Raw genomic sequence first — 13177 nt, forward strand, 5'->3', positions numbered from 1 at the left:
TTACCACCAATCTCCTGGATCGGCTGCTTACTGGCCTCTCGGGCAATCTCAATGTCAGATTTATAACTCATGTGGGCAAGGTCCCTGATTGAATGCCGCGCAAAACCGACGCGGTGCGCCGACGATGTGCAATCCATACCGTTGTGTACAATCTCGATGGTTGTGGATTCCGACATTTTCATGCCGCGAAACGGCGTTAGGGCATGTCTGTCGCTTGCAATCGGAAACGAGAGGGGGCTATGGCGTCCAATTTCGCTGGTCGGGCACGAACAGCGTCATCGTGTCCCCCAATTGAAGCACCCCGGGTCGTTCCACCCAGGCTGTTACACCACGACGCCCTTCTGCTGCGGGTTTGAACGCCGCGCCGTGTCCAGGTTGATCCGCTTCGATCTCGCGCCCGGGCAAAACGCAGGGACGATTTTCCATATCAACCGTTATTGTCAGACCGTTGGCGGCCTGTAACCGAGAGGATGGTGGAATATGGGTAAAGTCGGGGATTCCACTCAAAACAATCGAAGCCCCCAGATGCGAGGGGTCCAGTTGGTCCAGACCCATCTCACGCGCAATCGCATCAAGTTCCTCAGCCGATAGAACAGAAAGTTGGCGGACGTTTCGGATTTCGGTGCCTTGCGGATAGAGGTTCTTAACCCGCACGCAGGATGCACGATTCAGGCCTTCGTGCCGGGCTCCACTGTCACCCGCGAACCCAAGGCTAACCCCGTTCACCGCTTGGGCGCGCAACGACTTAGCTGCAGGGACATGACCCAGCCAAACCACTTCAGCTACAAACTCTGTTTCACGCAAGACCGGCATGTGCACCCCATTGGAAGATATTCGCCCGCCATATTGACCTGATGCGATCTGATGAAAAGCGAAAATGAAAAGACCCGGGGCAAGGCCCGGGTCTCTGTCACTATGCCGTGGGTTCCGGCTCCATCCCGCCCTCGGGCGGAGATTTTTTTACTTTGGTCTTGGGAATAGCGGTCACGCTGGGTGCGCTGCCCTCATCAGGGGTGTCGCCTTCATCGTCGTTTTCACTGGGCGGTTCCCCATTCATGACGCGCTTGATCTCATCACCGGTCAGGGTTTCATATTCCAGAAGGCCCTGTGCCAACCGCTCCCATTCCTCAGTTTGTTCGGACAGGATTTGGTGGGCGCGTTCATAGCCCTGCTGGATGAGGCGTTTCACCTCTTCCTCGATCAGCTCTTTGGTATGCGCCGAAACCGAGAACCCGGCTGTGTTGCCTGAATAACCGTCATGCGCCTCGGCGTAGTCAATATTACCAACCTTGTCGGACATGCCCCAGCGCATCACCATGGCGCGCGACAGCTGGCTGGCTTGCATGATGTCACCTGCGGGACCGTTCGAGACGTGATCTTCACCGTATTTGATAACCTCGGCAGCCTTGCCAGCCATGGTCATGGCCAGTTTCTGCTCGCATTCATCACGGTGATAGTTCAGACGATCCATTTCGGGCAGCGACACAACCATACCCAGCGCGCCACCGCGCGGGATGATCGTCGCCTTATAGACCGGGTCACACAACGGCAGGGTCAGACCCACAACGGCGTGACCGGCCTCGTGATAGGCGGTCTTTTCCTTTTGATCCTGGGTCAGCACCATCGAGCGACGCTCGGCCCCCATCATCACCTTGTCCTTGGCGTTCTCAAAGTCTTCCATCGTGACAAAGCGGCGACCGACACGCGCGGCCATTAGCGCGGCCTCATTTACGAGGTTGGCCAGATCAGCGCCCGAAAAGCCCGGTGTACCGCGCGCAATGATGCGCAGATCAACATCGGGGCCCAAGGGTGTCTTGCGCGCGTGAACGCCCAGGATCTTCTCGCGGCCTTTGATGTCGGGGTTGCCTACGGTCACGTTGCGGTCGAAACGGCCCGGACGCAGCAGCGCAGGGTCTAAAACGTCCTTCCGGTTGGTGGCCGCAAGAATGATCACGCCTTCGTTGGCCTCAAACCCGTCCATCTCGACAAGCAACTGGTTGAGGGTCTGTTCGCGTTCGTCGTTACCACCGCCATAGCCGGCGCCACGATGGCGACCTACGGCGTCAATCTCGTCGATGAAGACGATACAGGGGGCGTTCTTCTTGGCCTGTTCGAACATGTCACGGACACGGCTTGCACCGACACCCACAAACATTTCAACAAAGTCTGAGCCTGAGATGGTAAAAAACGGCACACCTGCCTCACCCGCAATCGCACGCGCCAGAAGCGTCTTACCTGTACCCGGAGGGCCAACAAGCAACGCGCCTTTGGGGATCTTGCCACCAAGACGCGAGAATTTCTGCGGGTTGCGCAGGAATTCCACGATCTCTTCCAGCTCTTCCTTGGCCTCGTCTATCCCAGCAACATCATCAAAGGTCACGCGGCCATGCTTTTCGGTCAGCATCTTGGCTTTGGACTTGCCAAAACCCATCGCACCGCCTTTGCCGCCACCTTGCATCCGGTTCATGAAATAGACCCAGACGCCGATCAGCAGCAAGAAGGGCAGAAGCGTGATCAAGAACGATTGGAAGCCTGATTGCTGCTGCTTTTCAGCCCGGACCGGAATGTTCTCGTCGATCAGAAGCTTGGTTACTTCGGCATCGCCGGGTTTGATCGTGACATAGGTGCCGCCGCTTTCGGTCGTGTAGCGGATCTGCTCACCATCGAGGGTCACATTCTTGACGTCGCCCCCCTGCACGGCACTGACAAAGTCAGAATAGGTTCTTTCATTGCTCTGAAGCGTTCCGCCCGGTCCGCTGAACAAATTGAACAGTGCAAGGATCAGCAGAAACAGAACGACCCAAAAGGCGATATTGCGAGCGTTGCCCAAGGAAATTCTCCCAAAAGATTACGGCAGATGGGGATCTGCCGGGTTACTTCTTAAAATAGAGAGGATTGCGGCAGGTTCAATGCGATAAAAGCAACGTGTGAAACTCGGGCCAATCCGAGGCCAGTTCCGCGCGCCATCCGTTTGAATGCCCTGCTAATGGTGCAGCAAGCAGGTCGGTCCCTTGCCAGATCGAAGGTGAAGACTTTAACGCAAGGCGCGGTCTGCCGGTTACACGCCAGTCCGGCAGCTGCAACAGGCCGCCCTCTCCAAGACCCCGAATTTCGGCCGTTTCCACCTTGGGCCCAGAGAAAACCCAACGCCCGTCCCAGCGTTCGCCGAGCGGGGCAGAAAGCCCTTCAATGGCCCCGAATTCCCTGCAAATCCAAGCTTTATTGCCCTGCGGCACCACAAGGCAGCCCCCAATCGAGCCCGCTTGCCCACTCAGAACAGCCTCTAACGCCTGCGCTACCGTTGTTCGGCGCGGCGGATACCCTGCCCCAGAAATCCACAGGACGGCCCCTACCAAAATGCGCCGCTGAATTTCATCAGGCAGAGCGCCAAATCCTGCGCGATCCAGCACCATATCACCGTCGTTCACAGATGCGATTTTTCGCGCGGATTCCTGCGCATATACAGCTAAGGCCTCACGCGCTTGTGCAAGGTTTTCTGCAACCCTCGTCAAAACTTCCGGCGTAATTCCCGCAGGTTCAAGATCCTGCAAGGCTTTTCGCGCCTTTATCCGATCAAACCGCGTGTCCTGATTCGAAGGGTCTTCGATCCAACCGACATCGATCTCGGTCAGGTAATTGCGCAACCTTTGGCGGGTCACATCCAATAGCGGACGGAGCAACTGAACCCCACCCTGAGAGCGCGTGGCCGACATAGCCGACAGCCCTGTTACACCCGCGGCGCGCGCCAAGCGCATCAAAACGGTTTCAGCCTGATCGTCTGCGGTATGTCCCAAAGCAATGGCGGCTACGTCCTGATCACGCGCCCACTTTGTCAGCAAAGAATACCGGGCCTGACGGGCCTGATCCTGTAAGTTGCCTGTCTGGTCCCAATCTTGCCAACGCAGCGTATCGTGCGAGATCCCCAATCTCTGAGCTTGTCTCGCAACCGTCTGCGCCTCATCTGCTGATGCGGCGCGTAATCCGTGATCAACTGTAGCGACCCGCAGTTCGATCCCTTCCGCTTGCGCAATCTCGTGCAAAAGATGCATCAGCGCGACGGAATCACCCCCCCCCGAAACGGCGATACCAAGACGGCGCGGCAGGACCTTGGGAAGCCGCGCGCGAAGGTCAGATCTTAAGCTGTCGGCGTGGCTGGTCAAGAACACCCCAGCGACGACATCTCCTGTGTGGCGCTTGATGCGGTTGCCGAGGATGGGAAGCGCACACCAACTTCGCTAAGCGTGATGCAGGCCTGATCGGTTTGCCCCAGACGCCCCAGAGCGGCGCCAAGTTCAAACAAAGCCTCGGGCGCAAACGTCCCTTCGGAATCGCCCGTAAAGCTGGCAAGAAAGGCCCGTGCCGCCTCGCGCGTGTCGCCCATCCCTTCCAGCGCCTGACCGCGTTTCAGGTTTGCTTCGGGCGCCAACGGGCTGCCCGGGTATGACGTGTCAAACTGCGAAAACAAGGTGGCCGCGGCTTGAAAATTACCATCCGCCAGCGCCTGAGATGCCGCGTCGAAATCGGCTCGCTCACCGACGGCCAATTCTCCCTGACCAGAATCCGAAGGTTCAGAGGGTGCGGGTGCAACGACAACATCGGTTTGGCTTTCACCTCCCAACGTAGAAGTCTCGCCCAACGTCGATAGATCGCCGCCTTCCAGCTCAACAAGCCTGAACTCAAGATCTCCAATCCGATTGGTACCATCCGTAACAACGTTCTGCACACGTTGGTTCAATTGTTCGGTCTGACGCGTCAGGCGCTGCAACTCCGCCTCGATTGCATCGACCCGTTCAAGGACCGAACTGCCGGACAGGTTCGGCGCTGGTGACCCGGTTGTTGAAAACTCGCGCTTGAGGCGTTGTATTTCGACATGCAACACCGTCAGTTCCTGCCTGATATCCGCCAGCGTCTGTTGATCCTGCGCTTGTGCTACGCCGACTGTCGCCATAACGGCGGCAAAGACCCATCCTGCAACTCGCATTGTCTTACCCCAATGTTGAACCGGTCAGCACCGTCACCGCGCGGCGGTTCTTGGAATAACACTCCTCGGTGCTGCAAATCTCGATCGGGCGTTCCTTACCATAGCTGACGGTTTGCAAACGGTTGCCCGCGACCCCGCGTGAGATCAGGAATTCCCGCGCTGCGTTTGCCCGACGTGCGCCCAGAGCAAGGTTGTATTCACGGGTGCCTTGTTCATCCGCGTGACCTTCGATTTTGGCTACATAATCCGGGTTCGCCAAAAGCCATTCGGCCTGCCCCTGCAAGGTGGTTTTGGCCTGCGGCGTCAATGTCGACTGATCTACCGAGAACAGGACACGGTCGCCGACCGTCTGCTGGAAATACGCCGGCGAGCGCGGATCACTGGGTGAGCCCGGCACAATCGCACCGCTGCCACCAGCGCCACCACCCAGTGCCGAAGGATCATTGTTTGAACAGGCGGCGATCACACTCAGCGCGCCCAATGCCAGGATTTTGCCCAATACGTTCATTTCAAGTGCCTCGTGTTTTGATTATTGCCGCCTGTTTACCACAGCGACGGATTGTTGTGAACTTTGCCGCGCCCAAGCGGCGATCAATTTTGCAGTGGCCCCCAGGACGGATCGCTGCCGCCATCCGGCGTCCGTACTGGCCGCAGATTGCGCCCAGAGATATCCACCGAGTACAACGTGGCGCGGCCGCTGGCACCCTGCGTCTCGCGGGTGAACATAATCACCCGACCATTGGGGGACCATGTGGGGCCTTCATCCAGGAAAGAGGATGTCAGCAACCGTTCTTCATCCCCATTTGTTCGCATGACGCCGATATGGAACCGGCCTTTGTTCTGCTTGGTAAAGGCAATTAGATCCCCACGCGGCGACCATACGGGTGTGCCATAGCGCCCCTGCCCAAAGCTGATGCGCGTCGCCTCGCCGCCATTGGCGGGCATGACATAAAGCTGAGGTGTCCCCGAACGGTCGCTTTCGAACACGATCTGACTGCCATCCGGCGAATAGCTTGGCGCAGTCTCGATCGCTGGCGTATTGGTCAGCCGCGCACTTTGACCCGAGGCCAGATCCATCCTCCACAGATCAGTATTTCCGCCCTGGATCAGCGAATACACAATTGATCGCCCATCAGGTGAGAATCGGGGCGAAAAGCTCATGGTGCCGTCTTGGGTTCTCAGTTCTTGGCGCTGCACGCTGCCTACATCCAGAACATAGATGCGCGGGCTGCCGCTTTCGTAGCTGGTGTATAGCAGCCGGTCGCCAGAGGGCGAAAACCGCGGCGCAAGCACAATCGCAGCGCTGTCCGTCAGATACCGCACATTTGCGCCGTCGTAATCCATGATCGCCAAACGCTTGAGCCGTTGGTTCTTAGGCCCGCTTTCCGAGACAAACGCAACACGGCTGTCAAAGTAACCGCCTTCACCTGTGATCCGGCTGTAGACCTGATCGGCAACCTTATGCGCCATGCGCCGCCAGCCATCGGTTGTTCCGGCCAGTTGCAGACCATCCCCTAGTTCCTGACCCGAGAACACATCCCAAACCCGAAACCGAACAGTCAGACGCTCACCCGAAACGTTGACCGCACCTGTAACAAGAGCCTGAGCATTGATCGCCTTCCAGTCCGCAAATTGAACCGGAGCGTCAAAGCTGCTGACCCGGCTGATGAACGCATCCGAGGATATTTCCCGGAACAGCCCTGTTCCCGTCAAATCCGCAGCAACGACCCGAGAAATATCCGTGGCGTATTGCGCGGCCGATGCACCATCGGGCACGAAGTTCGGAACGGCAAAGGGCATCGGTTCGATGATCCCTTCGTCGATTTCCAGACGAAGGGGGTCACTCTGAGCATGTACCGGTGCCGACAAAAGCGTCAGGCCAAGAACGAGGCTTGTCAGAAGTTTCATCATTTGATCCGCATCCTCTCGGGATTGAATGTAATCTCAATATCCTGCCACTGGTCGTATTTGTCAGCAGGCAGATCGTAACCTTTCGACCCGCAGCGTAAAACCGCGCGTCGTGCGGCCTCGTAAGCTTGGCCCTCAGCAGCGGACGACCCACCAGAACTGTCCAGCTTGCGCACACTGTTGCCCACAACTGTGCCGTCTCGGTTCAGCGAAAAACCAACCACGACCACCACGTTCAGGGCATCCGTCGAAAGTGACCCGACATTCCAACAGCGCGAAACAGCTACGCGCATCGCATCCTTTTCGCCGCTGGTCAGCGGTGGGCCCGAAGGTTCTGTGCCCCCCTCCAGCGCTTCGGCCAAGGCATCATTGATCGCCGCTTCGTCGTTCTGCGAAGGCGTTTCCGGCGCTGGCTCAGGTGCTTCTGCTACAACCGGCTCGGCCGGAGGTGTCGGTCTGTCGGGCCGTACCCGCGGACGCGGCGACGTTCGAGGCGATTGTTCTTCGGTTTCTTCGGCCTCGGTCACAATTTCGGGCGCGGCTTCTTCCGGTGCTGTCTGATCCTGCTGTTCCTGCTGCGTTTCTGCGCCCTCATCAAGGGAAACAGGCGGTGTTTCAACGTCATCCGGTTTCGCTTCGGGGGGTGGTGGCGCAATGGCTTCTGGCGCAACCCGGTCCGCCGGGCGCGGCTGTGCCTCGGGCCCCGGAGGGACAGGAAGTTCGGCGGTTTCGGTTTCAGGCTCGATCAGAACCGGCAGTTCTTCAATCACTTCGGGCTCAGGAGGTGCTTCGACCGTTTCCGGTTCCGCCTCCGGCTCAGGTTCGGTCGGCGTTACCGGTTCGGGGCGCGGTTGTTGCTCCTGAACAGGTTCCGGCGCGTTGGCCTCGGGCTCTGGCTCTTCGGGCTGTTGCAAAGTGCTGGGCGGGGTCGGCACCTCGGGCGCGTTGCGCTGTGCAGTCAAGGCCGCAAACTGTTCCGCGCTAATCACAGACACATCCTGTACGGCCATAGGCAGCGGTTCGGACTTGAAGGTCCCGCCGAACAGCGCCCATCCAATCAAACTCACATGAGCAATCGCTGAAATCTTGGTGCCGGTGTCCACCGTGCGACCTCACTCTCCACCATCATCCAGCGTCGGGCCACCGGTATCGGTCACAAGGCCCACATTGGAAAACCCACCCGCATTCAACGCGCCCATGACCTGCATGACCTGCGAATAGGGTATTGCACCATCAGCCCGCAGGAACACGCGGTCGCTGCTGCGTTCTGCTGCAATCGCACGCAGTTTGCCAATCAACTCTTCGCGCAAAACGTCTGTGGTCTGGATCTGTACCAAGCCTTCCGCAGTCAAGGTCACTGTCAGCGGTTCTTCGTTATCCCCGGGCAGCGCACTGGCCGCAGTCTTGGGCAAGTCGACGGGTACACCAACGGTTAACAAAGGTGCGGCAACCATGAAGATGATCAACAACACCAGCATGACATCGACAAAGGGGGTCACGTTGATCTCAGCCATCGGCTGCGCACGACCCCGACGCCGCCCGCGTCTGCGGCCATTGCCACCCGACGGTTGCTGTACCGCGGCCCCCATGTCAGCTGTCCAACTGACGCGACAGGATGGTGGCGAACTCGTCGGCGAACGCCTCATAGCCACCAACGATGCGATCACTGTCCGCGCTGAGTTTGTTGTAGAATATCACCGCCGGAATCGCGGCCAGCAGCCCCAAACCGGTGGCCAGCAAAGCTTCGGCAATGCCGGGTGCAACAACGGCCAGGTTGGTATTCTGCTGCTCGGCGATTTCGATGAAGGCGTTCATGATACCCCAAACGGTTCCGAACAGGCCGATAAACGGTGCGGTTGACCCCACGGTCGCCAGAATCGGTAGACCTTTCTGCAATGTTTCCGCCTCTTTCGCGATGGCAACATCCATTGACCGATCAATCCGCGCCGTGGCACCTGCGATCAGCCCGCCATCGTTGCGATGCGACCTGCGCCATTCGATCATGCCTGACGCAAAAATCTTCTCGGAACTGCCATCGGGCCGTGATCCGATCTGTTCGAACAGCTCGTCCAACGGATTTCCGGACCAGAAGGATTCATCGAATATCTGCGCCTCGCGACGTGCAGATCGATAGTTGATGAGTTTCTGTATGATGATCGCCCAAGACCAGCCCGACGCGACGACCAGCATCAGCATCACCAGTTTGACGATAAAAGTCGCGCGGGCAAACAGCCCCCACATGGAGAAGTCGATCTCCTGCGCCAGCGCCAGCGTTTCAGCTTCCATGAACCTGCTCTTTTTTGCCTGACGGCCGTTTATTTGGCCTTATTTTGCCAGACGCTATCGCAGTTGGTCCCGAAAAGCCAACAGAACCACCCCGGTCCCGCGATTTGTTACATCAATGCGCGAATCTCTGCCGGAAGGCGGATCGGTTTGCCGGCGCGGTTGATGCAAACGGCCGTGACTGTGGCACGAAAAATCTCGGTTTCTCCGCGCCGAACACTCTGTGACATGGTCAGACGCACACCCGACAGCGAGACAACGTCCGTCTCAACCACCAACTCGTCCTCGAACTTCGCTGGGGCGAGGTAATCCGCCTCGACCCGGCGCACGACCCAGACGACCCCTTCCTCGCGCATCGCGTTCTGGTCATTGCCCAGCTTGCGCACCCAGTCCGAGCGGGCACGTTCGATATAACGCAGGTAGTTCGCATGGTAAACGACCCCGCCCATGTCTGTATCTTCATAATATACCCGGACAGGATAGGTATGTGTCATTGCTGTTGCTCCAGCCGGGCAAACAGCCTGAGCGCATGGGACTTGTCCCGCGCTGCCCCCGGCAAAACCGGATCATAAGCGGCACGGATCACCCCGGCAATATCGGGACGCAAGATCGTTGCATCGCCCGCAACCGCCAATGGTGATGCGTCGCGAAAGGCAGTGTCCGACCACAGCAGGGTTGTCTGGACCACTTGGCTCAGCGCAAGAGTCTCAGCCGGAATGTCTGACAATTCGGCATCCATGCGTAGAAACACAAATGCCGCGCGGATCGCGCCGTCCTCTTCGAACCGGAAGATGCGATACTGATTGGCGTCCGCCGCGACCAAACGTTCAACCAGCGGTCCGAGATCCGGGATTAGACGATCCAGATCCGGCACGTCGGTCATTTCCCGCCAGTCCCGAAAAAAGAAGACCATGCAATTTGCGCCCAGCTCGGGGTCCGTCTCGGCCATTTTGTGGCCTGCCAAAGCTACGACTGCCTCGAAAGCACCTTTCACCGTGGCCAACGTTTTATCTTCGACGCCAAAAACAATCGGCACGATGGGGCGACCCCACCGCGCGAACAGAAACTCACCACTTTCGCGTGTAAAAAGCGCTTCGATCTCGTCAGGTGTCACACCCAATCCTTCATCTTTTCAAAAATACTCTCGCCGAAGGCATAAAATCTCTACGCTGCGGCTTCAACCAAACAGATCGTTTTGGCCTTTGGGTGTAGCCATACCAAGATGCGTCCAAGCTTTTTGCGCCAGCATCCGACCGCGAGGCGTACGCTGGATCAGGCCCTGCTGCAACAGGAAGGGTTCAATCACATCTTCCAACGAGTCCCGGCTTTCGGACAGCGCCGCAGACAGCGTCTCAATCCCCACGGGACCACCCGCGTAGTTTTCGGCGATCAGCTTCAGATATCGACGATCCGCCCCATCCAGACCCAAGTTATCGACACCCAATCGCGTCAGGGCGCCATCCGCCAGATCCCGCGTGATCCGCCCATCTCCTTCGACGATGGCAAAATCAACAACCCGCCGAAGCAGCCTGCCAGCGATCCGGGGCGTGCCGCGCGACCGTCGCGCAATTTCCCACGCACCATCATCATCCGCTGGCGCACCCAACTTGCGCGCATTTCGCGTGACAATCTCGTGCAACTCATCAATCTCATAGAATTGCAACCGTGTCGGAATACCAAATCGATCGCGTAATGGTGTGGTCAACAGACCCATCCGTGTGGTCGCACCAACCAGCGTGAAGGGCTGCAATTCGATCCGCACCGTCCGCGCAGCCGGACCTTCGCCAATTACCAGATCCAGCTCGAAATCCTCCATCGCAGGATAGAGCACCTCTTCGACCGCCGGGTTCAGGCGGTGGATTTCGTCGATGAACAGCACATCGCGGGCTTCAAGATTAGTCAGAATCGCCGCCAGATCGCCGGCCTTGGCCAGCACCGGCCCCGAAGTCATGCGGAAATTCACGCCCAGCTCGCGCGCTATGATCTGCGCCAACGTCGTCTTGCCCAGCCCTGGAGGGCCGTGAAACAGCGTGTGATCCATCGCCTCACCGCGTTGACGGGCGGATTGGATGAAAATGCGCAGATTGGCACGGGCTTCGGCCTGACCGATGAAATCATCCAATGTCTGCGGTCGCAAGGCGCGGTCATTGTCTTCCGGCAACGGCTCTGGGCGCAGGGTGGGATCGACGTCTACCATTCACTCAGCCTTTCGGAGCCAGCAGCTTCAATGCGGCACGGATCAGATCTGTTTCTTCAGCGTCAGGCAGACTCGCCGCAGCTTCGGCCACCGCCGTCGCAGCATCGGACGGGCTATAGCCCAGATTGGCCAGTGCAGACAAAGCGCCAGCTGACGCGGCAGCTGCTCCGGAAGGTGGTTTTGGCTTTCGTTTCGAGATTGGCGTGGGGCCAGCCGGCTCGATTACGTCCAACGCGGGGCCGTCCATCGCCTCGGTCACGGTGCCGCCCATCGCCATAACGCCCGGGGCTTTGTCCTTCAGGTCCAGGACGATGCGCTGCGCTGTTTTGGGCCCGACGCCCTTGGCGGCCTTGACCGTAGCCCAGTCACCCAACGCAATTGCGCGGCTGACACCATCTGGACCCAAAGCGCTCAGGATCGCAAGCGACACCTTGGCCCCAACCCCCTGAACCGAACACAACAGCCGGTGCCATTCTTTTTCGACCAGTGACAGGAACCCATAAAGCTGCATCAGGTCTTCGCGCACGACCATGTCGGTGTAGATCGAGATCGCCTCACCCACGCCTGGCAAGGCGGCCATGGTCCTGTCGGAGCAATAGACCAGATAGCCGACACCCCGGACATCAATCAGCACATGATCCGCCGCGCGATAATCCAATCGTCCCGTCAGCTTGCCGATCATGCCCGTACCTCTTTCAACCGTGCCTGTGGAGAAGTGCCATAGTAGGAATGACAGATTGCGATCGCCAGCGCATCCGCAGCATCGGCCCCTTTGGGCTGGCAGCCTGGTAGTTGCAGCTTGACCATGTGCAAAACCTGTTCTTTCTCGGCATGGCCGACACCCACCACAGTCTTCTTGACCCGGTTCGGAGCATACTCCCCCACTTGCAACCCAGCCTTTGCCAGCGTCAGCAACGCCACACCGCGTGCCTGACCCAGTTTGAGCGTCCCCGCCCCATCCTTGTTCACAAAAGTCTGTTCGATGGCGGCTTGATCGGGTCGATGTTCTGCAATCACTTCGACGATCTGATTGTGCAGAGACAAAAGTCGTTCACCAAGATCGTCCCCATCGGATTTGCATAAACCATTCGCAACATGGCTCAGGCGGCTGCCATTCGATTCGATGACGCCCCATCCCAGGGTTCTCAACCCCGGATCAATGCCTAGAATTCGCATAGTTTGTCTCGGCCTGCTCGGGTTATGTGATCTTTTTTCAACGCCTAGCACGAAGCGTGAACATTTTCCAAGCGAATTGACCTGAAGCCGGAAAACGACATGCATGTCGTAGCCGTGCCGCCAAGGGCAGTTTGCGACCTCAGAAAGCCTGAATTCGACACGTTCATGAACGCAAATTCACTAATTATTTAAGGGTATTACACCTGTGTGAAGTATTGCAGAAAATGCATAGGACACATGCAAAAACTGAACTTGCGCACAGCGAATCTCAGCACTACATGCCGCTCAGATCGCAAGATTGCAGAGTTAACACAAACCAGAAGGAAACAGGATATGGCTGCACTAGACACAACCCGCTTCGCAACCACTGGCTCATTCGGCCTCGTCGGCCGTATCGGCGCATTTTTCGTAACAGCTGTGAATGCTGCTGTCGAATGGAATGACGCCCGCGTAACGCGGAACGCGCTGACTGGTCTGACTGACCGCGAACTGGAAGATATCGGCCTGTGCCGTGGCGACATCGACGCCATTGCTGAGGGTCGCCGGTAAACACCGACCAATCGCTCACACACCCCACATCCTCCCTGTGGGGCAAAGAAAACACCGCGCGCCGGACAGCACGCGGTGTTTTT

General features: G+C 58.2%; 16 protein-coding genes. 1 reads left to right on the plus strand and 15 read right to left on the minus strand.

Annotated elements, in window-relative coordinates:
• The 15 genes from Q1B13_RS16835 to ruvC all read right to left on the minus strand — a co-directional run.
• The coding region (locus Q1B13_RS16835; RefSeq protein ID WP_299800050.1) for a hypothetical protein at nt 1-182 on the minus strand (182 nt) is incomplete at its 3' end.
• A 55-nt stretch (nt 183-237) separates the two neighbouring features.
• The gene (locus tag Q1B13_RS16840; protein ID WP_299082415.1) at nt 238-813 is read right to left on the minus strand and encodes an MOSC domain-containing protein; all 576 of its coding nucleotides are present in this window, start codon (nt 811-813) and stop codon (nt 238-240) included.
• Between the two features lie 100 nt (nt 814-913).
• A complete protein-coding gene (gene ftsH / locus Q1B13_RS16845) occupies nt 914-2830 on the minus strand; it encodes an ATP-dependent zinc metalloprotease FtsH (protein ID WP_298936658.1) in 1917 nt (638 codons plus the stop codon).
• A gap of 76 nt (nt 2831-2906) precedes the next feature.
• Nucleotides 2907-4166, minus strand: coding sequence for a tRNA lysidine(34) synthetase TilS (gene tilS, locus Q1B13_RS16850; protein ID WP_366871109.1), 1260 nt, complete (start codon nt 4164-4166; stop codon nt 2907-2909).
• Complete coding sequence (gene ybgF / locus Q1B13_RS16855) at nt 4157-4981, minus strand: tol-pal system protein YbgF (RefSeq protein ID WP_299082417.1); 825 nt, start codon at nt 4979-4981, stop codon at nt 4157-4159. The genes tilS and ybgF overlap by 10 nt, the downstream gene beginning before the upstream one ends.
• A gap of 4 nt (nt 4982-4985) precedes the next feature.
• The gene (gene pal, locus Q1B13_RS16860; protein WP_298936656.1) at nt 4986-5489 is read right to left on the minus strand and encodes a peptidoglycan-associated lipoprotein Pal; all 504 of its coding nucleotides are present in this window, start codon (nt 5487-5489) and stop codon (nt 4986-4988) included.
• Between the two features lie 83 nt (nt 5490-5572).
• Nucleotides 5573-6892, minus strand: a complete 1320-nt coding sequence (tolB, locus tag Q1B13_RS16865) for a Tol-Pal system beta propeller repeat protein TolB (protein ID WP_299082419.1) — start codon at nt 6890-6892, stop codon at nt 5573-5575.
• Nucleotides 6889-7992, minus strand: a complete 1104-nt coding sequence (locus Q1B13_RS16870; RefSeq protein ID WP_299082421.1) for an energy transducer TonB — start codon at nt 7990-7992, stop codon at nt 6889-6891. Before Q1B13_RS16870 ends, tolB begins: the two co-directional genes overlap by 4 nt.
• Before the next feature lie 9 nt (nt 7993-8001).
• Entirely contained in the window at nt 8002-8478 is a 477-nt protein-coding gene (gene tolR, locus Q1B13_RS16875) for a protein TolR (RefSeq protein WP_298936653.1), read from the minus strand.
• Nucleotide 8479: 1 nt separating this feature from the next.
• Nucleotides 8480-9175, minus strand: a complete 696-nt coding sequence (tolQ, locus tag Q1B13_RS16880) for a protein TolQ (RefSeq protein WP_298936652.1) — start codon at nt 9173-9175, stop codon at nt 8480-8482.
• A 107-nt stretch (nt 9176-9282) separates the two neighbouring features.
• A complete protein-coding gene (gene ybgC, locus Q1B13_RS16885; protein ID WP_298936651.1) occupies nt 9283-9666 on the minus strand; it encodes a tol-pal system-associated acyl-CoA thioesterase in 384 nt (127 codons plus the stop codon).
• Nucleotides 9663-10286, minus strand: coding sequence for a hypothetical protein (locus Q1B13_RS16890; protein WP_299082423.1), 624 nt, complete (start codon nt 10284-10286; stop codon nt 9663-9665). Before Q1B13_RS16890 ends, ybgC begins: the two co-directional genes overlap by 4 nt.
• 63 nt (nt 10287-10349) lie before the next feature.
• Entirely contained in the window at nt 10350-11369 is a 1020-nt protein-coding gene (gene ruvB / locus Q1B13_RS16895) for a Holliday junction branch migration DNA helicase RuvB (RefSeq protein ID WP_299082425.1), read from the minus strand.
• Between the two features lie 4 nt (nt 11370-11373).
• On the minus strand, nt 11374-12051 hold the full coding sequence (gene ruvA, locus Q1B13_RS16900) for a Holliday junction branch migration protein RuvA (RefSeq protein WP_299082427.1): 678 nt from the start codon (nt 12049-12051) through the stop codon (nt 11374-11376).
• Nucleotides 12048-12545, minus strand: coding sequence for a crossover junction endodeoxyribonuclease RuvC (ruvC, locus tag Q1B13_RS16905; protein WP_299082429.1), 498 nt, complete (start codon nt 12543-12545; stop codon nt 12048-12050). Before ruvC ends, ruvA begins: the two co-directional genes overlap by 4 nt.
• Before the next feature lie 333 nt (nt 12546-12878).
• Between ruvC and Q1B13_RS16910 the strand changes: the two genes are divergently transcribed.
• The gene (locus tag Q1B13_RS16910) at nt 12879-13094 is read left to right on the plus strand and encodes a DUF1127 domain-containing protein (RefSeq protein ID WP_299082431.1); all 216 of its coding nucleotides are present in this window, start codon (nt 12879-12881) and stop codon (nt 13092-13094) included.
• The last annotated feature ends 83 nt before the right edge of the window (nt 13095-13177 follow it).

Source organism: uncultured Ruegeria sp. (assembly GCF_947489545.1).
Lineage (GTDB): Bacteria > Pseudomonadota > Alphaproteobacteria > Rhodobacterales > Rhodobacteraceae > Ruegeria.

Excerpts from the sequence above, each read along its gene's own strand:
- ruvC (WP_299082429.1), bottom strand. The coding sequence starts at position 12,545 with ATGCGAATTCTAGGCATTGATCCGGGGTTGAGAACCCTGGGATGGGGC.
- tolR (WP_298936653.1), bottom strand. The coding sequence starts at position 8,478 with ATGGGGGCCGCGGTACAGCAACCGTCGGGTGGCAATGGCCGCAGACGC.
- Q1B13_RS16910 (WP_299082431.1), top strand. The coding sequence starts at position 12,879 with ATGGCTGCACTAGACACAACCCGCTTCGCAACCACTGGCTCATTCGGC.
- ruvB (WP_299082425.1), bottom strand. The coding sequence starts at position 11,369 with ATGGTAGACGTCGATCCCACCCTGCGCCCAGAGCCGTTGCCGGAAGAC.
- ybgF (WP_299082417.1), bottom strand. The coding sequence starts at position 4,981 with ATGCGAGTTGCAGGATGGGTCTTTGCCGCCGTTATGGCGACAGTCGGC.
- Q1B13_RS16840 (WP_299082415.1), bottom strand. The coding sequence starts at position 813 with ATGCCGGTCTTGCGTGAAACAGAGTTTGTAGCTGAAGTGGTTTGGCTG.
- tolB (WP_299082419.1), bottom strand. The coding sequence starts at position 6,892 with ATGATGAAACTTCTGACAAGCCTCGTTCTTGGCCTGACGCTTTTGTCG.
- pal (WP_298936656.1), bottom strand. The coding sequence starts at position 5,489 with ATGAACGTATTGGGCAAAATCCTGGCATTGGGCGCGCTGAGTGTGATC.
- ruvA (WP_299082427.1), bottom strand. The coding sequence starts at position 12,051 with ATGATCGGCAAGCTGACGGGACGATTGGATTATCGCGCGGCGGATCAT.
- tolQ (WP_298936652.1), bottom strand. The coding sequence starts at position 9,175 with ATGGAAGCTGAAACGCTGGCGCTGGCGCAGGAGATCGACTTCTCCATG.
- ybgC (WP_298936651.1), bottom strand. The coding sequence starts at position 9,666 with ATGACACATACCTATCCTGTCCGGGTATATTATGAAGATACAGACATG.